The following is a 19,221-nucleotide window of genomic DNA, read 5'->3' on the forward strand; positions in this document are numbered from 1 at the left end:
GGATGCTTGCGACAGCGCAAATTGCCGCACGAATTTCCGGCGCGGCGCGCGGCTGCGTCCTTGACGCGCGTTTGGTGGCGTTCGCACATGGTCTGATGGCCAAGGAGAGCTTCGACAAGAAGCTGAGAGGCCGATGGCGCTCGTGCGGCTCGGCGATCCTTAGAACCTGATCCAGTTCATGCTGGCGGAGGGATGGCGCTTGCGGCGGCAGAGAGTTGCGCGCCATTCACGAGCCTTCTCGCGTTACGCAACTGGCCACATCAGCCGGAGGGGCGCTCGAATGGAAATCAGAATCATCGGAGCCGGCGTCGCCGGACTGACAGCCGCCTATGAATTTGCGCGACGCGGCGCGGAGGTTGAAATCATCGAGCGCGAAGAGGCGCCGGGACGCGGCTGCTCCTGGTATGCGGGCGGGATGGTCGCGCCATGGTGCGAGATGGAATCGACCGAGCCTCTGGTCGCGCGGCTGGGCATGGAGGCGCTGGCATACTGGACGCAAACCGTTCCCGTCGCCCAGACGCGCGGCAGCCTCGTCGTCGCGACCGCACGTGACCGCGCCGACCTCATCCAGTTTGCCCGGCGCACGGAGGATTTCGAGGAGATCGGCGCCAATCGCATCGCCGAATTGGAGCCTGATCTTGCCGGACGCTTTGCGCGCGCACTGTATTTTCCGCGCGAGGCTCATCTCGATCCGCGCATCGCGCTCGACGTTCTGGCCCGGCGGCTGGTCGGCATGGCGAATGTGCGCCTTCGGCTGGGGGTGGATGCGGCCGACGCCGAAGGCCAGCCCGACTGGACCATCGACTGCCGCGGCTTTGCCGCGCGCGAGAACCTGTCGGGGCTGCGCGGCGTGAAGGGGGAAATGTTCGTTCTCGATGCGCAGGACCTGTCGTTCTCGCGTCCGATCCGGTTGCTGCATCCGCGCCATCAGGTCTATGTCGTGCCGCGCGACGAGAAGCGGTACATGATCGGCGCCACCCAGATCGAAAACGAGGAACGCGCCCGCGTCACCGCCCGTTCGATCGTGGAGCTGGCCAATGCCGCCTACGCCATCCATCCCGCTTTCGCAGAGGCTGAGGTCGTCGAGATCGGATCGGATTTGCGTCCCGCCTTCGACGACAACCTGCCGCGGATCATGGTGCGTGAACGCACGATCTTCATCAACGGCCTGTTCCGTCATGGTTTCCTGCTTGCGCCTTCGCTGGCGCGCCGGACCGCGGATTTCGTGTTCAAGGGCGTCATGTCGCCGGACGTCATGCGCCGGGTGGGGCCGGGAATGCGCTCGGACTCCTCCTCATTCGCCATTGGCGGCGACGCGGGGACTTGATAGGAGAGCGCATCTTGCCGGTGCTCGTACGAAAAAAAATCGCGCGGGAGAATCGGGAACGCGGTGACAATCCGCGACGCGCCCAGCGCTGTAAGGGGGACTGACGGAGCACGAGCCACTGGCGTTGCCGGGAAGGCGTTTCGTCGGGGGGAGCCCAAGTCAGAAGACCGGCCGGCAAGCACCATTTCGTCGCGCATGGACAGCGGGACGAAAGCGCCATCAAGGGGAATGACGATGGACGAGTCTGCTTTGCTTCCTGCTTTGCCACTGCCCGACGCCGAACGCGCCGGGCTCTATCGCGCGATCTTGACGCGCCGCGACACCAGAGGCGAATTCCTGCCCGATGCGGTTTCCGACGAAACGCTCAGCCGCGTCCTCGTCGCGGCGCATCATGCTCCGTCGGTCGGCTATATGCAGCCCTGGAGCTTTCTTGTCATACGCGACAGGGGCGTTCGACGCCGGGTTCACGACGCCTTTCTGAAAGCGCATGGCGAGGCGGCGCTGATGTTCCCCGAGGACAAGCGCGACGTCTACCGGTCGCTGAAGCTCGAGGGGATCATGGAGGCGCCAATCAATATTTGCGTGACCTGCGATCGCGACCGGGCGGGACCGGCGGTGATCGGGCGGACGCATATCCGCGCCATGGATCTCTTCAGTTCCGTCTGTGCGGTGCAGAATCTGTGGCTTGCCGCCCGCGCTGAAGGGCTCGGCGTCGGCTGGGTCAGCATCTTCGACAACGGAACGGTTCAGCGCATTCTCAACATTCCAAAGCGAGTTGTCCCGGTGGCCTATCTCTGCATCGGCAAGGTGAAAGGCTATCATCCGCGACCTGAACTGGAGACGGCGGGCTGGCGCTCGCGCCTTCCGCTGGAATCCCTCGTTCACTTCGAGCAATGGGGCGACCAGTCCGCCGAACCGGCGTTGCTGGACCGTCTGCGCGACAGCGCGCGCGCTGCGCGCGACGGGAGCATTTTCGGGTAGCGAGCCGCTTCGCAAGGCTGCCGCCAATTCTGAAGGCTCGATCGAACGCCAAGTGCCGGCCGGCGCGGGTTCCGCGCTGGTTCAAGCCGCCATCAGATTGGATCAGGCTTCGGTGATCGTTCGCAAAACGATGCAAGGTGCGCGACGTCCTTGACGCGAATCGTGTCGCGGTAGACGGTCACGCCGACTTCGCTCAATTTCGACAAGGCGCGCGAAAAGCTTTCCGGTTTCATGCCCAGGCGATTGGCGATCAAGGCCTTTTCATAGGGAAGCGCGATAACCGCAGCACCGCTCGCCGTCGTGATCTGATCGAGAAAAAATTCAGCGATGCGCTGCGGCGCAGACTGCGTCTTCAGTTGCTCGATTTGCAAGACCAGTTTCTTGAGGTGCTGTGAGGCGGCGGCGAGCATGTCAAAGGCAAGCTGCGGTTGCGCGATGATCTCGCGACGAAGGGCGCTTCCATCGATCCTGGCGACCCGCGCGGGCGAGACCGCCTCGGCGGAGGCCGGATAGCGGCCGCCGAGGAACATCGCTGCTTCCGCAAAGGACTCACCCGCCGCGAAAATCGTGACCACGACCTGATCGCCGTTTTCGCGCTCGCGATAGAGTTTGACCCAGCCCTCGATCACCACGAAAAAGGATTCCGCCGGATCGCCCTGCTGAAAAATCGACTCTCCACGGGCATAGCGCCGGGCCGGGCGGCTTTGCACAATCGAGCGCATGAGGTCGGCGCCCATGGCGCGAAGCAGGGGCGATCGCGACAGGATTGCGTTGTCATCCATCGCGCAGGCGCCGGCTTTGTCATCGGCGGGCGTCAATTTGGAACCTTGTTCCAATTCGCGGTCTCCCCATCGAACGGGCGGTTCCGTTGCATGCCGCGCTGTCCCGCGACGCACGCGTTTCGCGGCGGTCTGACATCCGCCGGCGGCAGGCGGTCAACATGAGGCAGGGCGCGATTGTCCTCTTTGCGCCGCCGCAAACGCTGGCGCAAATCGTCAGAACGGCTCAGCCGCCGCAGGCGCCACAACATGTTCCTGCCTCGGCGCTGGCGGCGCGCCGCGCCTGAACGGGCGGGCAGGCAACGTCGCCATAGGAGCAGAAGATGCAATCACGCCCCGGCTTTGGCCGAAGAACGATCCCGCATCCTTTGCACTCATAGGACGTTTGGCATGCGTCCACTGGCATCATTTCCGTCGCGCGATGGCCGCAGGACGGGCAGGTGATCGTCGAGAGAGTGCTTGTCGTCATGGCGGGTCGTGATCCGACTTCCTGGAAGGCCGCCGATTCCAAAACTCCGTCAAGAACGGAGGAGGGGTCGGAGCCGGTCCTGGGTGCGAAGGGCGACAAGGCGTCGCCGTCCTCCGGCTTTCCTCGAGGGACGCGCTTTGCTCGTATCCGCCTGTCGTCAAACATGCGACCGTTTCCACTTACGGAGCGCAGTTTGCCGTCCACGAAGGCCTTGTGCGCCTGAACCAGAGCGGCGCCCGCGTCGATCCGTTCCCTCGCCTGTCTCGCAGTCCTGACGCCACCGACCGAGATCAGCGTCATCGTCCCGACATGGCGTTTGATCGCAGCGATCCGCGGCGCAGATTCGCAGACAAGGACGAGGCCGTCCAGAGTCTGGCGCCGCGCCTCAAGGATCGCCTTTGGCAACGGATCGCCGGGCGAGCCGCCGTCCACCTTGATCAGGAGCGGCGCGCGTCGTCCGGTCTCGGAGGCGCAAAGGTCGCGCACGTCTCGCAGTCTGCAAATCAAGGCATCCACGCCATCGCTATTCCCGTCGCGACCATGGCGGGGCGAGGTCAGATTGGCGCAGAGGTAATCGGAGCTGCCATAAACCTGTCGCAGCGCGGCGCTGTAGTCAGTGATGACGGCTTCGTCCATTCCCGGCCGCAAACTGCCGAAATTCACTCCAATGCGCAGGCCTTGCGGCCGCAATCCAATCGTCAGCGTCTCGCCGATCGCTATGGTTCCGAGTTCGATATGGCCAAATCCGGCGAGATCGAGCGCGGCGAGTTTTTCGCCGTTGCGATCGACGCCTGCGGCCACGCCCAGCGGACTGGAAAACAACAGGCCCATGGCCGATATGGGGACGTCCCGGGACCGTGTTTGCGCCATCACCTCTAGCCCTTGCGACACCTGAAATCGTCCATGAACTCCGCCAGCGCCTGGGCCGCTTTCTGCGGCGCGGAATTGTACAGCGAAGCGCGAAATCCCCCGACAGTCGGATGCCCGCGCAGATTCAGAAGGCCATTGGCCTCGGCCTCGGCCGCAAACGTCGCGTCCAGGCTGGGCTCCGCCAGATGAAAGCGGACGCTGACGCGCGAACGATCTGGCGCGGACGCTGGACAGGAATAGAAACTGTCCTGATCGATGATGGAATAGAGCGAGGCGGATCTTTGGGCGGCCCGCGCCTCAGCCGCCGGGAGCCCCCCGGCGCCGATCAGCCAACGCATCATCTTGCCGGCGACGGCGACGGCAAAGGTCGGCGGCGTGTTGACCCTGCTGCGCGCCGCCGCCTGGAGCGCATAATCGAATGGCCCGGGAACAGCTTGGCGTCTGCTTCGGAGCATTTTTCCGTGAACCACGACAATGGTCAGTCCCGCAATTCCCAGGTTTTTTTGCGCGCTTGCGTAGATCAATCCGAACGGGCCCAGCGGGATCGGCCGAGTGAGAAAGTCGGAGGTCATGTCGGCGACCAGCGGAATCCTGCCGAGGTCCGGGAATGTCTCGAACTGCAATCCTTCGACCGTTTCGTTGGACGTGACGTGGCAATAGATGGCGCTGGGAGAAAGCCGCCAGTTCTGCGGATGCGGGAGCGATCGTCCGTCGCCCGTCGCGGCGACATGGATTGCGCCCCAGGGGGAGGCTGCGTCCCGGGCGCGACGCGACCATAATCCGGTTTCGACGTAATCGGCGCAGTCGCCGTCGCGAAGCAGATTCAGCGGCGCCAGCGAAAATTGTGCGGTGGCGCCGCCTTGCAGGAAAAGAACATGATGCTCGGCGCTCAGGCCGAGCAATTCGCGAAGGTCCTGTTCCGCCCCGGCTCGAATCGCCTCGAAATCATGATCGGAAAAAGGCAGTTCGAGCAGCGAAAGACCGCTGCCGCGCCATTGACGGATTTCCTGCTCCAGTTCCTCACGAACGTCAGGCGGGAGAGAGGCCTGAGCCGAGGCGAAACTGAAGGAGGTCATCGCCACACCCTTTCGCACGCGCCCTCATGCCCCATGCGCGGCTGTCACCATGAAAAACAGCGTCGCCAGAGACAGAAAGCTGTTCGTTCGCGACGAGAGAAAGGTGACACGCGTGCAGCGAAGCCGTTCTTCGACTGTCGCTTCGATGTAGCCCAACACCTTCTTCTGGTGCGGCCACAGGATCAGCCACAAGTTCAGGACCATGATCGTGCCGCACCACACGCCTATACCAATCCACAGCGACGCGCCCGAGAGCATATAGGCATCGACGATCTCGCCGCGATTCCACAACATGAGCAGGCCGGTCGCCCAGACCAGGAGCGATGCATGGCGGAACACGCCGTGTTCGCGTTTCGACGCGGCAAGGAAGACCTCGCGCGCGGCGTCGGGCGGATCTTGCGGCAGGATGCGCCGGTAGACCGGATGGTTCACGACATTGGCCCAGTTATGCCCGACCCAGACGAGAACTCCGGCTATATGCAGCCATCGCGCCGCCATATCGACGATCGCCAATTGCATTTGCTTCTCACGATTCAATTTTGCGAAGTGTCATCACTCGACATCGGCGTGAGACTGCCGCTTGCGAATGTCGCGCATGATCAGACGGTTGGAGCCGTCCGGCTTTTCGTGTTTTGCACAACCCACCAGCTTGTCGATAATGCTGCGATTGGGCGATTTCGCGCAGACCGGATCCGTGTTCGCTGCGTCTCCCGTCAGCAGGAACGCCTGGCAACGACAGCCGCCAAAGTCCCTTTCCTTCTCCGGGCAACTGCGGCACGGATCCTTCATCCAGGAATCGCCGCGAAACGTCTGGAACGCCGGGGATTCCCGCCAGATCCACGCCAGATCGCGTTCGCGCACGTTTGGAAAATCGATGGTCTCGATCAAGCGGGCTTCCTGGCATGGCAGCGCCGTTCCATCCGGGGCGATTGTCAGGTGAATGGCGCCCCATCCGTTCATGCAGGCTTTGGGGCGATCGTCGTAATAATCGGGGACGACGAAATAGATCGTCAGCTTCTTGCCGAGACGTTGCCGCGCCTCCTGAACCAGCCGCTCCGACCGTTCGATCTGCTCTCGCGTGGGCAGCAGCTCAGCACGGTTCAACAGCGCCCAATTGTAATATTGAAGATTGGCGAACTCGACATATTCGACGCCGAGATCCTCGGCGAGTTCGATGAATTCCTTCGTTCGTTCGATGTTGTAGCGGCTGATCGGAATGTTCAGCACCATCGGCAGGCCTTCCGCCTTGATGGCGTGCGCAATGGCGATCTTGTGGTCGAAGACGTCGAGACCGACCAGCGCCTCGTTGAGTTGCCGGTCGGGCGCCTGCAAGCTCAGCTGGACCTGCTTGAGACCGGCGGCCTTGAGGGCGCGCAGGCGATCGACCGTCAGCCCCACGCCGGAGGTGATCAAATTGGTGTAGTAGCCGAGCCGATCGGCTTCCTCGACCAGTTCCTCGAGATCGCGCCGCAGCATCGGTTCGCCGCCGGTGAAGCCGAGTTGCAGGGCGCCGAGCTTGCGGCCGTCTCGCAACACGGTTTTCCATTCCTCGGTGGAGAGCTCGTTGCGATAGCGCTCGAACTCCACCGGATTGCTGCACCAGGGACATTTGAGCGGGCATTTGTAAGTCAGTTCGACGACAAGCCACAAAGGCATGCCCAAACCATCAAGACTTAATCCTGATCCATCCTTTGGCACGCGCATCCTCCAGAAATGCAAGAATTTTCGGCATGAGATCAGCACGGCCGTAACGCGCCTCGATCACGCCCGCCGCTGCGGCGATCGACGTCGATCCCATGACGCATTCGATGATGGCGGCGGCCGTTTCGTTGAGTTTTACGATCCCTTCCGGATAGAGCAGGACATGCGCCTGCTGCGGCTCCTCCCAACGGAAATGATGCGTGGGATTGAGTTCGACCACGTCTTCCAGACGCAAAGGCTTTTCGATGTCCATCGGCTCCTCGTTGGGCGGGAAGGAGAGACCTTGCAGCCTCTCCAACTTTGGTCAGCGCACGAAGACGTAGGCGGTCACTTCAAAGCCGAGACGGACGTCGCAATAGGCGGGTTCGATCCAATTCATCGCATTTTCCCCGATAGTTGTTGTTGACAGCGGCAAGTTTGGCTCGCCGTTTCAAACATAGGAGCCTTGCGGGGAATGCATCTTGACTTTTGTTAAACACGTCATGCCGGCCAAAGAGCAGCAAAATGCGGTAAAGGGCATTAGAGGCGCGGAAAGCCGCGTATTTGCGGCAGTTATTGCTTTGCGAAGAATATGAAGACGAAAAGAAAATGACGAATTTCTTACAATGAAGCGACAACCAGTTGCGGGATCGCAGCGATTTGCGAGCGGAGTCTCCTGATGATGAGATGCCGGTCCGCCAATAGGCCCAATTCTTTTCCTGCGTTCAGTCTCAATGACCGCGTTCCGAACTCATCTTCGGAAGACGCGATATGGATCAAAATGACTTTGCGCGGCCGCAGTGTATCTCGCAATGCAGCATAGGTTGCCCGGGCGCCACGTTTGATCGTCGCCGAGGTTCGAATACCGCGCACGCCGGTGGGCGTTTTCCGCAAGACGCGCGATCGTGTCCCAAATGGTGGTGTAGCTGACGGTGGCGCCGTCGTTTTCCTGGCTGAGCCGGGATGGGTCAGGCGGCCGGGACGGGCAGGCTGACGAGTGGATCGTCGCTTAAGGGCTCCATTGCCTCAAGCGTCATGTAGCGAGCGCGCTGCACAGCCCATTCATCGTTTTGCTCGATTATGCCTCGGCGGCGGAACGGGAGCAGGCGGCCAATATGCTGTCCTGTTCTTTTGTCGGGTCGCCCACAACCGTCGAAGCGAAGTTGAGGGACTTTGTCGATCGGACAGAGGTCGACGAACTCATCATCGCTTCGGCTGTCTTCGATCATCAAACGCGGTTGCTTTCATACGGTCTGTTGGCCGACCTCGCCGCGAGGATGAGCGATGCTCTGGACGCCAAACGCTCCCATAAGTGGCTCCGATCCTGCGCGATGAGTTCAAGCGTGAGAGGCGGCTCAATAGTGGACAGTGGCTCGCGAGTCGCCCGGATGGGTGTGTTCATAAATATTTATCGTTTTGTATTAAGGTGCGATAACCGTATCTGTTATGATATAACCATATTTATTGACAGAAACGGGAATTAATGAAATATAAATATCGTCATTTCAGCTTATATCCAGAGAATTTAGAATTATTAAACAATAGGTCGAAGCGCCTATTGAGTGGATATCTGTCTGATGATGGGAGCGATGCCAAAAAATATCGTATTCCCGATGAATGAGGCGGAGCAGATTGCCCCTTTCATAAATCCAAGCAAGGCATATGCGACGCCATCCGTGAAGTTGGTCGGACACACCATTTCTAGGAGGAGGAACCCATGCCAGCCAATTTGAAAGACAGTGTAGCTGCGCTCATTGCGCAGCATGGCGTGAGCGCGGTGAACTCTGCGGTCACTTCGGCCGCAGCGGCGGCTACGGCTCCGGGCCAGCAGGCCGCGGGCGCCTATATTACCTCCATTATCACCGGCGATCAGGCGTTCGACGAGGCCACTTTGCATCGCGTCTCCACCGTCCTCGCAAGCGGCGCCCAAGCGGCTATCCAAGCCAAGACTGGCGGCGGTTGATAGAGTTCTTGATCAAAAAGGCGGGGGCGACTTGTCATCCCCGCCGTTCCGAAGCGCTCCGGATGACGCTGTATCCCGCCGGGCGCGAGTGAAAGAGGGCGCCGATACGCTCAACGTCGGCGCATCGAGAGTCGAACGGCATTCATCCCCGACGCGTCGCGCGGAATACGGAGGACGCCAATGAACGACATCGAACCGTCACCACGCCATGCACGATCTTTTCTCGACGCGCAAAGGGTGGCGTCGAAACGACTCGGCTTTAGCGTCACGCGCGCCTGCCCATTGAGATGCCAGCACTGCAGCGTGAACGCAGCGCCGGAGTTCGCTAAAACAACCTTCACCACAGCATTTGCGCACCATGTCGCCGAGCAGATGCCGGACCTCGCGAAAATCGGCGTGCGATTCATTGATTTCACCGGCGGAGAGCCTGTTCTCGCGCATTCCTTCGTGAGGATCGTCAGCGAAGCGGCTGTCAATGCCGGAATGACTTGCGGCCTTGTAACGGCCGCGCATTGGGCAGGCGACACGGCGAAAGCGCACGCCTTGATCGACAAATTTCCCAATATCGAAAATTGGGACATCTCCGCCGACATTTACCACCTTCCCTTTGTGCCCGCCGAAAATGTCAGGACAGCTTTTCTTGCGCTTGAGAGCCGGGGCCGCTCCGCGCGCATTCGCGTCGCCCATCACGACGAGATGTCGTTTGAGGAAGCGACGCTGATCGACTTCGTGCACCGCTTCGCGGGACGCAGGATCGGTTTTCAGCCAATCGGGCCCGTTGGGCGCGGCAAGGCTCTGGTCGTTTCGCCGCAGGTCGATGAGAGCGAGCGTGACCGCACGGCCTGCGCTTCGACAGGATTGCTGATTCAGAATAACGGCGCGGGTGCGCCATGCTGTGCGCCGCTGAGCCATGAATCGATCAGGTCGCCGATGTTTGTCGGCAATGCTTTCACGGAAAGCCTGAGCGACATGGTGTCGCGTTGGCGCGTACACCCCCTGATCCAGACCATTCGGCTCTGGGGGTTTGCGCCCCTGGAGGCCTGGCTGAACGAATGGGGTGAGCGATCGGAGCGCTTCTGGCGCCGTCAGACATGCGACGAATGCGTCGCCATGCTGACCGATCCTGTCCTGGTCGATCGCTTGAACAGGCGAGCAAACCGGCTCGACCATCGCATCCTCCTGGCCATCGCGCTTCAGCGAGATTTTCGTGAGCCGTGGCTCGAAGACCAGATCAAAGACGAGGCGCAGCGGCGTGTCGAAGGGGACGATCGGATATGGGCCGAGGATGACGCTCCGTTGGAGGCGTTCGGCCTTGTTTAGTCCGGCGCAAGACCTTGGCGATGAGGCGCCATGTGGCGCTGGTTCGATGCGAACCGTTCTCGTGTCGATGCCCTGGGCGTCGATCCGGATACCAAATCTCGGTCTTTCGACCTTGTCGAGCCAGGTGTCGAAGGCCGGGTTTCCTTGCGAAGTGATCTATCCCTGCATGGATCTGGCCACATCGATCGGCGTTGAGGCCTACGAGCAGCTGAGCGACGCTCCCGGTCTTTTCGCAGCGTGCGAGCATGTTTTCGCCCGGCAGATTTTTACGGCCGATGAGCTGGCGTCCGACGAGTTCTTGAAATTCTACACGACCTCGACCGGCGAGAACCCGTTCAAACAGATCCTCGCGACTCACGTCGCTCCGTTCGTCGAGCGCACGGTGAACGCAATTCTCGAACGACGTCCGCGCATTGTCGGTTTCGGCTGCACGTTCAACCAGACCATGGCGTCGCTTTTTGTCGCCAGGCAGCTCAAGGCGCGGGATCCACAGCTCACGATCCTGTTCGGCGGCGGCAGCGTCCATGGACCCATGGGGGCGGCGCTCGCAGAAGCGTTTCGCGCCTATGTCGACCATGTATTCCTTGGAGAAGCCGACACGACCTTGATCGACCTGATCGTCGCGCTACGCGATCACGAAGATCCCAAGAATGTGCGCGGCATAACGGTCGGGGGGGAATCGACGTCAAATCCGCCAATGACGCTGGATATCGAAGCGCTGGCCATTCCGAATTACGATGACTATTTCCGCCAGCTGAACGCGTTTGGGCTCGAGCCTGGGATCGTCAAGGCGATCCCATTCGAGTCATCGCGCGGATGCTGGTGGGGCGAGAAGCACCACTGCACGTTCTGTGGTCTGAACAACGAAGGGATCGGCTACCGACGCAAATCCGAGGATCGAATAGTGGCGGAAATCGAATGTCTCGCCAGGCGTTACCGCACGACCGAATTGATGGCGGCCGACAACATCCTGCCGCACGCGTCATGGAACGGATTATGCGACAAACTCATCGAGAAGACCCTCGACCTGAGCCTCTTCTATGAAATCAAATCCAACCTCTCCCGGGACCAGGCCGAACGGCTGGCGGCGGCAGGGATTCGCTGGGTTCAGCCGGGAATTGAGAGCTTCTCAACGCCCATCCTCAGGCTGATGCGGAAAGGCGTCTCCAGCCTTCAAAACGTGATGTGCCTTCGTCTGTGCCAGGAATTTGGCATCCGGGCGTCCTATAACCTGCTTGTTGGATTTCCCGGCGAAACCATGGCGGATTATGACCGCATCGGCGCGCTTATTCGACGAATCTTTCATTTGCCGCGGCCGTCTGGTCTCGCCGCTCTTGCGCAAGTTCACCGATTCTCGCCTTTTCATGACGACCCTGAAGGCGTTGGCGTCGGCGAGTTCCAACCGGCATGGAGCTATCGTCATCTGATCCCGCCAGCAGTCCTCTCGCCCGACCGATACGCCTATTTCTTCGATCGCCCGTCCGCGGTCCAAGCCTTCGCGGATCACCTCGATCTAATCAACGAGGCGGTCCGTGACTGGCTTGCGTCCGATCGCCGAGTCAGCGCCCGCTTGGGTCCCGGCTTTCTCGAAATCCGAGATTCCCAATTCGGAGTCTCGACGCTCACCCCGTTAGAAAGCGCGATCATGGTGCTTTGCGATAGACCGCAGCAGGTTTCGACGCTCGTCCATCTCGTCGGGCGAGACCGTCGCTATCGCCCGGTCGACGCCGAGGCGTGTCTGGAGCGGCTCATTTTGCGTGACTGGTTGGTCGAAGACGACGGCCAAGTGCTCAACACCGTGCCGTTCGAGCGCCCCCATCCACAGGCCGACCTCGAAGCTTGGGGCGATCGTTGGCTTGGCCCTGTGTTCGCGGAAACGATCAAGCGGAAACGCGCGATCAAAAATAAGCTCGTCCCCGCGAGGGCCGGCTGAAGGATATTGAGCGGCTGCCGGTTTCGTGGACACCCGGTTAAGCTAATCCCACCTTCCGCTCGAACTCAACCGGGCTGAGATAGCCGATGGTCGAGTGACGACGAACCGTGTTTTAGAAGCGCTCGATATAATCGAACACATCGGCCCTGGCTTCGTCGCGGGGCCGGTAGACTTTTTTGCCGATGCGCTCGGTTTTCACGGACGAGAAGAACGACTCCATCGCCGCATTGTCCCAGACGTTCCCCTACCGGCTCATCGAACGGGTGACGCCATTGTCGGTCATGAGGCGCTGGAACTGATCGCTCGTGTATTGGCTGCCCTGATCGGAATGATGCAGCAAGGCGTCAGGTTTTCCGCGCCGCCAGATCGCCATGACCAGCGCATCGGCGACCATTTGGGCGGTCATTTCCGCCTTCATCGAGCAGCCAACGGCACGCTGCGAGAACAGCTCGATCACGGCAGAGACATACAACCAGCCCTCGGCCGTCCAGATGTAGGTGAAGTCGGCGATCCAATTCGCTTCACGGCCCTTCGGGTCTGGTTCGGCCGTTCGGCGACAAACTGGCGATCCAGAACGTTCGGCGCCACAGCATTCCCGGCGGTCGCGCCGGAGGCGCTCCGGACGTCTATCCGTTCGGATTGTGAGCCGGACGGGGATCACCCTGCATTCCGCGCGAGAGCGGCTTTCGATGGCGAAGGAACGAAAAGCGCCTTCGCAGCTTGATGCTATGGTTTCTCGAAGGAGAGCGAAATGAGCAAGCTCGCAATAGCGCATGACGCTTTCGTTTTCGTCGGCGATGGCCGCAAGGCTCTGTTTCTTCGCAATGACGGCGATGAGAAATTCGTCAATCTGGTGACCGAGCGCGTCTTCAGGGACGAGAACCCTGCGACGCATGAGCAAGGGAGCGACCGTCCTGGCCGGGCCTTCAGGGGCGTCGGTTCGAGCAGCCGCAGCGCCATGGAGACGACGGATTGGCATGAGCTCGAGGAGCGCCATTTCGTGCAGATTGTGTCGGCCGCGCTGGAAGAGCTGGTGCGAAAGCGTGACATGCGGGAGTTGGTCATTGTCGCGCCGCCGCGCGCGCTGGCCAGTTTGCGGGACGCGCTTCATGCGGATGTGAAGGCGCGGATCGTCGCTGAAATCGACAAGGACTTCACCAAACATCCTGTTTGGGAAATCGAGAAACATATCATTGGGTGAAAGTCGTGTGTCTGCGCGATTTTTATGGAAATATTTCGGCCCGCCCGTCGCCGGCCTGATCCTGATCATGGACGACCTCGGGGGAATGTATTGAATGGTTGATCGCACGGACCAACAGGGGCCATGCCGAAGGACCGCGCGCCAGGATGGCTGCGATGACGAAACTCGACAGGCTTCGCGTCGATATTCTCAGCGACGGAATGCTCGATCTCGACGACGACGCGCTCAGGCGGCTCGACCTGGTCGTGGCCGCCATCCACTCGGAATTCGGATTGCCGCGCGAAAAGCAGACCAAACGCATCTTGCGCGCGCTGGACAGCAAATACGTCAGCATTCTCGCCCGTCCCACGGGGCGATTGCTGCTCGAGCGCGACGCCTTCGACATCGGCCTCGGTCGCGTTTTTCGCGCGGCGCGAGCGCGCGGATGCTTTCTGGAGATCAACGCGCAGCCCGATCGCCGTGATCTTTCCGACGTGTGTTGCCGAATGGCCCGGGAAGAAGGCGCCAAGCTGAGCCTTGGCTCTGACGCACACCGGATCGGGGATTTCGCCACTCTGGCGTTTGGAACCGATCAGGCGCGGCGCGGCTGGCTTGAGGCGGACGATAACATCAATACGCGGCTGATCCCCGGATCGAAGGCGCTGCTTGCCGCCGGGCGCCAGACAAGGAATGGAGGCGTGACATGACAACGCTGGCTTTCGCCGATCCGCCGCTGAGGCGGCTGTTCACGCGCCTCGACTTCGCCCCTCGGCCGAGCCAGGAAAAATTGCTCGGCCTCTTCGAGCGATGGGAGGCCCTACGGGATGGCCGGGTTGCGCCGACAATGCCGCTGGAAGAGGGAGCGGTCCCGCCGGACGCCTTCATGCTTGTTCGGATCGACCTTGAACATGACTTTATTTTGCAGCGTCCCTGCTCCTGCCTCAATGCGCTTCTGGGAACAGGAAAAGCCGGGGACAGATTGAGCCTTGCGCCGAGACAACGGCAGGCGGCGCGGCTGCGTCGGCTGTTCGACACGGTCATCCAGACGGGAGAGCCGGTTCTGGCGGAGTTTTCCATCGAGGGCCATGACGAGCCCGCTTCGGTGGTTGATTTGCTGGCGACGCCTCTGGCTGACGAACAAGGCCGGATCGTCGGCGTTCTCGGCGGTTATGCAATGCGCCCGGAGCTGGGCGGAGAGGCGCGGCGCCCGAGCCATAGGGCGGCGCAAAGCGGTCCCGTGATTTTTGCGCTGTCCAATTCTCGCGCGCTGGCTGAGTCCGTTGCAGCGCAGCTCGAATGCGCCGTCGCGGCGCATGAAGAGCGAAAATTCGAGGACGGGGAATGCAAGATCAGGCCGCTGGTCGGCGTTCGCGGACGAGAAGTCTATGTGTTTGCCGACCTGGCCGCTTCCGCGGGCGAGAGCGTCAACGACAAGCTTTGCAAATTGCTGTTCTTCGTCGGGGCGTTGAAGCAATCGGCGGCGCAGCGGGTCACGGTCGTGGCGCCTTACCTTTGCTATGCGCGCAAGGAGCGCCAGACCAAGCCGCGCGATCCGGTCGTGACGCGCTATCTCGCCCAGATGTTCGAGGCGGTCGGCGTCGATTGCGTCATCACCATGACGGCGCATGATCTGGCGGCGTTCCAGAACGCATTCCGTTGCGGCGCCGAACATCTGGACGCCAACGCCCTGTTCGCTCATGCGTTGGCGGAGCGTCTGTCGGGGCGGGAGGTCGCGGTCGTTTCGCCCGATCCGGGCGGCGAGAAACGCGCGGAGCTGTTCCGGGAAATGCTCGAACGCATTCTCAACAGGCCGGTCACGAAGGGACTTGTCGACAAGAAACGCAGCATGGGCAAGGTTACGGGCGACTTGTTCGCCGGGGATGTCGCCGGACGCGTCGCAATCATTTTCGACGACATGATTGTCGGCGGCGGAACGATGACGCGGGCGGCGCAGGCCTGCCGGCAGGCCGGCGCACGCGAGGTCCTCGCAGTTGCGACGCATGGGCTGTTTACCGGGGGGGCGGAAAATTTGTTCGGTGATCCCTCGATCGATGAAATCTGGATCACCGACAGCGTCATGCCTGGGGCTGCGTTAGAAGCCCGTGTGCGGAGCGGCCGGATGAAAGTCGCGCCTCTCGGCAAGCTGCTCGCCGGCGTCATTCGCGCCTGCCATTCCGGCGGCTCGATCAATGAACTGCTCGAACATGAACTGAGCCCGATGGCGGGGATCAGCGGCTGAAGGCAGGAGCCAATGGATTTTGACGGATCGGAAGCCGCAACGGCGGGCAGCGGCCTCTTCGCGGATCTTTATGAACTGACGATGCTGCGCGCCTTTGGGGAGTGCGGCATGACGGAAGAGGCCGTGTTCAGCCTCTTCGTCCGAAACATGCCCGCGGACCGCAACCTGTTGATCGCCTGCGGGTTGGATGACGTCCTTGCCGAGATCGAGCGCTTCCGTTTTTCGCGCGGAGACATCGACTATCTTCGCTCTCTGGGGATGTTTTCGCGAGAGTTCCTCGACGGGATGCGGGAATTCCGGTTTCGCGGAGACGTTTACGCCATGGCGGAGGGGACGCCCTTCTTCCCGGACGAGCCAATACTGGAGGTGGCGGCGCCGATCGGGCAGGGCCAGATTCTTGAGACGCTCATCCTAAACCAGATCGGCCTGCAAAGCATTTTAGCGTCGAAAGCCCACCGCGTCGTGGCAGCGGCGTCCGGCCGGCAGGTGATGGATTTCGGCGCGAGGCGGGCGCAGGGCTTCGACGCCGCGCTCAAGGGGGCGCGCGCCTTCGCGATCGCAGGCGTCGGCGGAACGTCTCTGCTCGCGGCTGGCGAGCGGTATGGAATTCCCGTCACTGGAACAATGGCGCATAGTTTCGTGGAGGCCTTCGCCAGCGAGGCTGAAGCCCTTGCCGCCATGATGCGGATTTACCCGCGCACGGTCCTGCTCGTCGACACATATGACAGTTTGCAGGGCGTGCGGAACGTCGTCGCTTTGGCCAAAAGCCTTGGCTCGGACTGCCGGTTGACCGGCGTTCGTCTGGATTCCGGGGATCTCGATGCGCTCTCGCGCGGCGCGCGATCCATATTGGATGATGCAGGCCTTGGACGCCTGAAGATCATCGCCAGCGGCGGGCTGACCGAATTCCGCATCGACGCTTTGGTCAGAGCCGGCGCGCCAATCGATATTTTTGGGGTCGGAACCGACATGAGCGTGTCGGGCGACGCGCCCAGTCTCGATATCGTTTACAAACTGACCGAATATGCGGGCGCAGGCAGAATGAAGCTCTCAAGCCTGAAAAGCACCATGCCCGGCCGCAAGCAGGTTTTCCGTCAGGAAGTGGACGGAGTCGCCGTTCGAGACGTGCTTGCGAGCGCCGACGAGTCCTGCGCCGGGACGCCTCTTTTGCAGCCGGTGATGCGCCGGGGAGCGCGCCTGAGCCCGCCGGCGGCGAGTCTGTCTGCGGTTCGAGACCAGGCCATGCGGCTGATCGGCAAGATGCCGCCTGAATTTCGCGCATTTGCCGCTGCGGGCCGAGCCTATCCCGTCGTCGTGTCGGATCGGCTTCGGGAAAAGACGCAGGCGCTGCGCGACAGTCTCCTTTCAGGCAAGGCGGCCTCTTAGCCTTATCCGAGACGGTCGAGCGCCTGTTCCGCCAAAGCGAGATAGCGTTTCGCCAGCGGCTCCCATTTTTCCGGTTGGCGTGGAGACGGGTCAAGCAAATGCGCGAGAGTGAGCCGCGCGCGCAGCATCGCCCGGCGTGCGAAGTGCAGATGAAACAAACTGGCGGGCGCTTCGTCGCCAAGTTCGGACGAAATGGAGTCCCACAGGGCCCGTCCGAGCCATGGCGCGCCGAGCAATTCGCACTCCATGCCGAGGAAGGCGAGTTCGTCGGCGGGGTCGACCAGGCGCAACCGCGCATCGAACTCCAGGCAATCGAAAATGACGATGCGCGCCGTGAGGCATATATGTTCCGGCCGCAGGTCGCCGTGGCCGTCAACAAGACACTGGCCGGCCGCGCGACCCTCCAGCAACGGCCGATATAGACGCAAGGCGGCGTCCAGGCGGTCGAGAACGAGGGGCAGCCGCCCATGGTCTACCGCGAAGGAGCGGCGTGTCAGGATCTCGCGATTGACGTCCTGTTCAGCCAGAAGCCTTGCGAAATAATCGGGCGGCGAGACATCCGGGCGGTCCGCCCGCTGGTAGAATTCGGCAAGAAACCTGGCGAGACGATTGACGTTCTCTGGCTTCAAGGCGCCGGTCGCGAGCAATTGGTCGAGCATGAGCCCGTTCGGCAGGCGCTGCATGACGACGACCCATTCGACCGCCGGGCCGACGCCGTCGAGCGAAAGCGCGCCGGTCGGCGTGAGCGTCAACGGCGCAATGCGTAGATAAGTTTCCGGCGCGAGGCGCCGATTGAGCCTGACCTCAGTCTCGCAATTCGCCTTTCTGGCTTCGAGGGTTGAATAGTCGGCAAAGGGCAGGCGGACGGGCTTTTTGATCTTGTAGGCGCGGTCGCCGGCGAGAAAGATCATGGACATATGGGTCTCGACGCGTTCGACCGAGACGGCGGCGTCGCCATAGGCGGACGGACTCGACAGAAACCGCACCTTGTCCGCGAAGGCGACGCTCGCGCCGCTGGCAGGCGGCAAGCCTGCGAGGCCGTTTGAAGACGATGGCGCCAAACCTGAAATCCCTCTGCGATGAGGATTCATTCTCAACCGCGAGCGCCATGGCGGCAAGGGAGCTCAATTGCGCATGCGCCAGATCAACGCCGGAAATTGGTTTTCATGCGAGAGTTCAATTTGGAGGCGCAGATGTCCGTCATCGGGCGAGCGGAACTGACGCGTATTTTGGGCGACATTGACGATGTCAAGGTCGTAGAGATACTTGCCCTCAACCCAAGTTTGGACGATCTCGAAGAGGCTGCGGCCTGGCTGATCGGGAACAGGGACGTTCTTGCGAGGGACGGACGCGCGCTGACGAGCGCGGCCAGCGCCATCGTCGAACTTCTCGCCACAGACGAGGAAGAGCCTCCGCCGATGGATTAGCGCCAGCGCCTGTCAGTCCCGCGATCCTTGCCCGCGATCCTTGCCCGCGATCCTTGAGGCTCGTTTCCTGAGCGCGCTAGCTGATGGCGACGGTGTTATGGTTTGTCGAGGCACGACGGAGGCGGCCCATGCGGCTCAGTTCAAGCGCCTTTTCCGAAGGCGGCGTCATTCCCAGACGCTTCACATGCGACGGCGAAAACCTGTCGCCGCCGCTTTACTGGAGCGAAGCGCCGCCAGGAACAAGAAGCTTCGTCCTTCTCTGCGACGATCCCGACGCCCCGGCTGGCGTATGGCGCCACTGGGCGGTCTATGACATTCCCGCCGATAGAACCGATCTCGCGGAGGGCGCGGGACGACGCGGCGACGGAAAGGGGTTGCGCCAGGCCGTCAATGATTTCGGCGAGGCGGCCTATGGCGGGCCGTGCCCGCCGCACGGCCATGGGCGTCACCATTATCGTTTCCGTCTGCTTGCGCTTTCGATCGATCGCCTTGTCGTCAGCGCGAGGGCGTCCTGTGTCGACGTCGAACGTCAGGCGCACAAGAATTTGATCGCTGAAGCCGTTCTGGTCGCCACCTATCAGCGTTGACCCT

General features: G+C 61.6%; 20 protein-coding genes, 1 pseudogene and 2 riboswitches. Of the genes and pseudogenes, 11 read left to right on the forward strand and 10 right to left on the reverse strand.

Going from position 1 to position 19,221, the window contains the following annotated elements; genetic code table 11:
• The first annotated feature begins 92 nt into the window (after positions 1-92).
• A riboswitch (TPP riboswitch) is annotated at positions 93-210 on the forward strand.
• Between the two features lie 70 nt (positions 211-280).
• Both QM467_RS05030 and bluB read left to right on the forward strand, forming a co-directional pair.
• Positions 281-1,327, forward strand: a complete 1,047-nt coding sequence (locus tag QM467_RS05030) for an FAD-dependent oxidoreductase (RefSeq protein WP_283365210.1) — start codon at positions 281-283, stop codon at positions 1,325-1,327.
• A 1-nt stretch (position 1,328) separates the two neighbouring features.
• Positions 1,329-1,517: riboswitch (cobalamin riboswitch) on the forward strand.
• A 44-nt stretch (positions 1,518-1,561) separates the two neighbouring features.
• Positions 1,562-2,308 (forward strand): 5,6-dimethylbenzimidazole synthase, encoded by a 747-nt coding sequence (bluB, locus tag QM467_RS05035; protein WP_283365211.1) that lies wholly within the window; start codon positions 1,562-1,564, stop codon positions 2,306-2,308.
• A 92-nt stretch (positions 2,309-2,400) separates the two neighbouring features.
• Here the strand turns inward: bluB and QM467_RS05040 are convergent, their stop codons facing one another.
• The 8 genes from QM467_RS05040 to QM467_RS05075 form a co-directional block, all read right to left on the reverse strand.
• Positions 2,401-3,090, reverse strand: a complete 690-nt coding sequence (locus QM467_RS05040; RefSeq protein ID WP_283365212.1) for a Crp/Fnr family transcriptional regulator — start codon at positions 3,088-3,090, stop codon at positions 2,401-2,403.
• 223 nt (positions 3,091-3,313) lie between these two features.
• Positions 3,314-4,426 (reverse strand): GDCCVxC domain-containing (seleno)protein, encoded by a 1,113-nt coding sequence (locus tag QM467_RS19890; RefSeq protein WP_446737732.1) that lies wholly within the window; start codon positions 4,424-4,426, stop codon positions 3,314-3,316.
• Positions 4,427-4,431: 5 nt separating this feature from the next.
• Entirely contained in the window at positions 4,432-5,502 is a 1,071-nt protein-coding gene (gene serC / locus QM467_RS05055) for a 3-phosphoserine/phosphohydroxythreonine transaminase (protein WP_283365213.1), read from the reverse strand.
• Positions 5,503-5,526: 24 nt separating this feature from the next.
• The gene (locus QM467_RS05060) at positions 5,527-6,021 is read right to left on the reverse strand and encodes a urate hydroxylase PuuD (RefSeq protein ID WP_283365214.1); all 495 of its coding nucleotides are present in this window, start codon (positions 6,019-6,021) and stop codon (positions 5,527-5,529) included.
• A gap of 33 nt (positions 6,022-6,054) precedes the next feature.
• On the reverse strand, positions 6,055-7,158 hold the full coding sequence (gene pqqE, locus QM467_RS05065; protein WP_283365215.1) for a pyrroloquinoline quinone biosynthesis protein PqqE: 1,104 nt from the start codon (positions 7,156-7,158) through the stop codon (positions 6,055-6,057).
• Between the two features lie 10 nt (positions 7,159-7,168).
• Positions 7,169-7,456: a pyrroloquinoline quinone biosynthesis peptide chaperone PqqD gene (gene pqqD, locus QM467_RS05070; protein ID WP_283365216.1), complete on the reverse strand. Its 288-nt coding sequence runs from the start codon at positions 7,454-7,456 to the stop codon at positions 7,169-7,171.
• 51 nt (positions 7,457-7,507) lie between these two features.
• Positions 7,508-7,582 carry a pyrroloquinoline quinone precursor peptide PqqA gene (gene pqqA / locus QM467_RS19895; protein WP_298421461.1) on the reverse strand — a complete coding sequence of 25 codons (75 nt, stop codon included), beginning with the start codon at positions 7,580-7,582 and terminating at the stop codon, positions 7,508-7,510.
• 568 nt (positions 7,583-8,150) lie between these two features.
• Positions 8,151-8,411 (reverse strand): hypothetical protein, encoded by a 261-nt coding sequence (locus tag QM467_RS05075; protein ID WP_283365334.1) that lies wholly within the window; start codon positions 8,409-8,411, stop codon positions 8,151-8,153.
• A gap of 488 nt (positions 8,412-8,899) precedes the next feature.
• On the opposite strand from QM467_RS05075, the gene QM467_RS05080 reads away from it, so the two are divergent.
• The 3 genes from QM467_RS05080 to QM467_RS05090 all read left to right on the forward strand — a co-directional run bounded on the left by QM467_RS05080 (position 8,900) and on the right by QM467_RS05090 (position 12,398).
• Positions 8,900-9,145 carry a hypothetical protein gene (locus tag QM467_RS05080; protein WP_283365217.1) on the forward strand — a complete coding sequence of 82 codons (246 nt, stop codon included), beginning with the start codon at positions 8,900-8,902 and terminating at the stop codon, positions 9,143-9,145.
• Positions 9,146-9,325: 180 nt separating this feature from the next.
• The gene (locus QM467_RS05085; RefSeq protein ID WP_283365218.1) at positions 9,326-10,465 is read left to right on the forward strand and encodes a radical SAM protein; all 1,140 of its coding nucleotides are present in this window, start codon (positions 9,326-9,328) and stop codon (positions 10,463-10,465) included.
• Positions 10,466-10,532: 67 nt separating this feature from the next.
• Positions 10,533-12,398: a RiPP maturation radical SAM C-methyltransferase gene (locus QM467_RS05090; RefSeq protein WP_283365326.1), complete on the forward strand. Its 1,866-nt coding sequence runs from the start codon at positions 10,533-10,535 to the stop codon at positions 12,396-12,398.
• A 37-nt stretch (positions 12,399-12,435) separates the two neighbouring features.
• Here QM467_RS05090 and QM467_RS05095 read toward each other — a convergent pair.
• A pseudogene (locus QM467_RS05095) lies at positions 12,436-12,989 on the reverse strand (IS3 family transposase); the annotation flags it as partial.
• Between the two features lie 160 nt (positions 12,990-13,149).
• Here QM467_RS05095 and QM467_RS05100 point away from each other — a divergent pair.
• From QM467_RS05100 to QM467_RS05115, 4 genes are all read left to right on the forward strand, one after another.
• Complete coding sequence (locus QM467_RS05100; protein ID WP_283365219.1) at positions 13,150-13,599, forward strand: host attachment family protein; 450 nt, start codon at positions 13,150-13,152, stop codon at positions 13,597-13,599.
• A gap of 155 nt (positions 13,600-13,754) precedes the next feature.
• Positions 13,755-14,285, forward strand: coding sequence for a hypothetical protein (locus tag QM467_RS05105; RefSeq protein ID WP_283365220.1), 531 nt, complete (start codon positions 13,755-13,757; stop codon positions 14,283-14,285).
• The gene (gene prs / locus QM467_RS05110; protein ID WP_283365221.1) at positions 14,282-15,817 is read left to right on the forward strand and encodes a ribose-phosphate diphosphokinase; all 1,536 of its coding nucleotides are present in this window, start codon (positions 14,282-14,284) and stop codon (positions 15,815-15,817) included. The genes QM467_RS05105 and prs overlap by 4 nt, the downstream gene beginning before the upstream one ends.
• Before the next feature lie 12 nt (positions 15,818-15,829).
• On the forward strand, positions 15,830-17,203 hold the full coding sequence (locus QM467_RS05115; RefSeq protein WP_283365222.1) for a nicotinate phosphoribosyltransferase: 1,374 nt from the start codon (positions 15,830-15,832) through the stop codon (positions 17,201-17,203).
• A gap of 2 nt (positions 17,204-17,205) precedes the next feature.
• Here the strand turns inward: QM467_RS05115 and QM467_RS05120 are convergent, their stop codons facing one another.
• Positions 17,206-18,231, reverse strand: a complete 1,026-nt coding sequence (locus tag QM467_RS05120; protein WP_283365223.1) for a hypothetical protein — start codon at positions 18,229-18,231, stop codon at positions 17,206-17,208.
• A 165-nt stretch (positions 18,232-18,396) separates the two neighbouring features.
• Between QM467_RS05120 and QM467_RS05125 the strand changes: the two genes are divergently transcribed.
• Together QM467_RS05125 and QM467_RS05130 are read left to right on the forward strand one after the other, a co-directional pair.
• Positions 18,397-18,630 (forward strand): hypothetical protein, encoded by a 234-nt coding sequence (locus tag QM467_RS05125; protein ID WP_283365224.1) that lies wholly within the window; start codon positions 18,397-18,399, stop codon positions 18,628-18,630.
• A gap of 128 nt (positions 18,631-18,758) precedes the next feature.
• Positions 18,759-19,217 carry a YbhB/YbcL family Raf kinase inhibitor-like protein gene (locus QM467_RS05130; protein ID WP_283365225.1) on the forward strand — a complete coding sequence of 153 codons (459 nt, stop codon included), beginning with the start codon at positions 18,759-18,761 and terminating at the stop codon, positions 19,215-19,217.
• Positions 19,218-19,221 lie beyond the last annotated feature (4 nt).

It is taken from the genome of Rhodoblastus sp. 17X3, assembly GCF_030056575.1.
In the GTDB taxonomy this organism is placed as follows: domain Bacteria; phylum Pseudomonadota; class Alphaproteobacteria; order Rhizobiales; family Beijerinckiaceae; genus Rhodoblastus.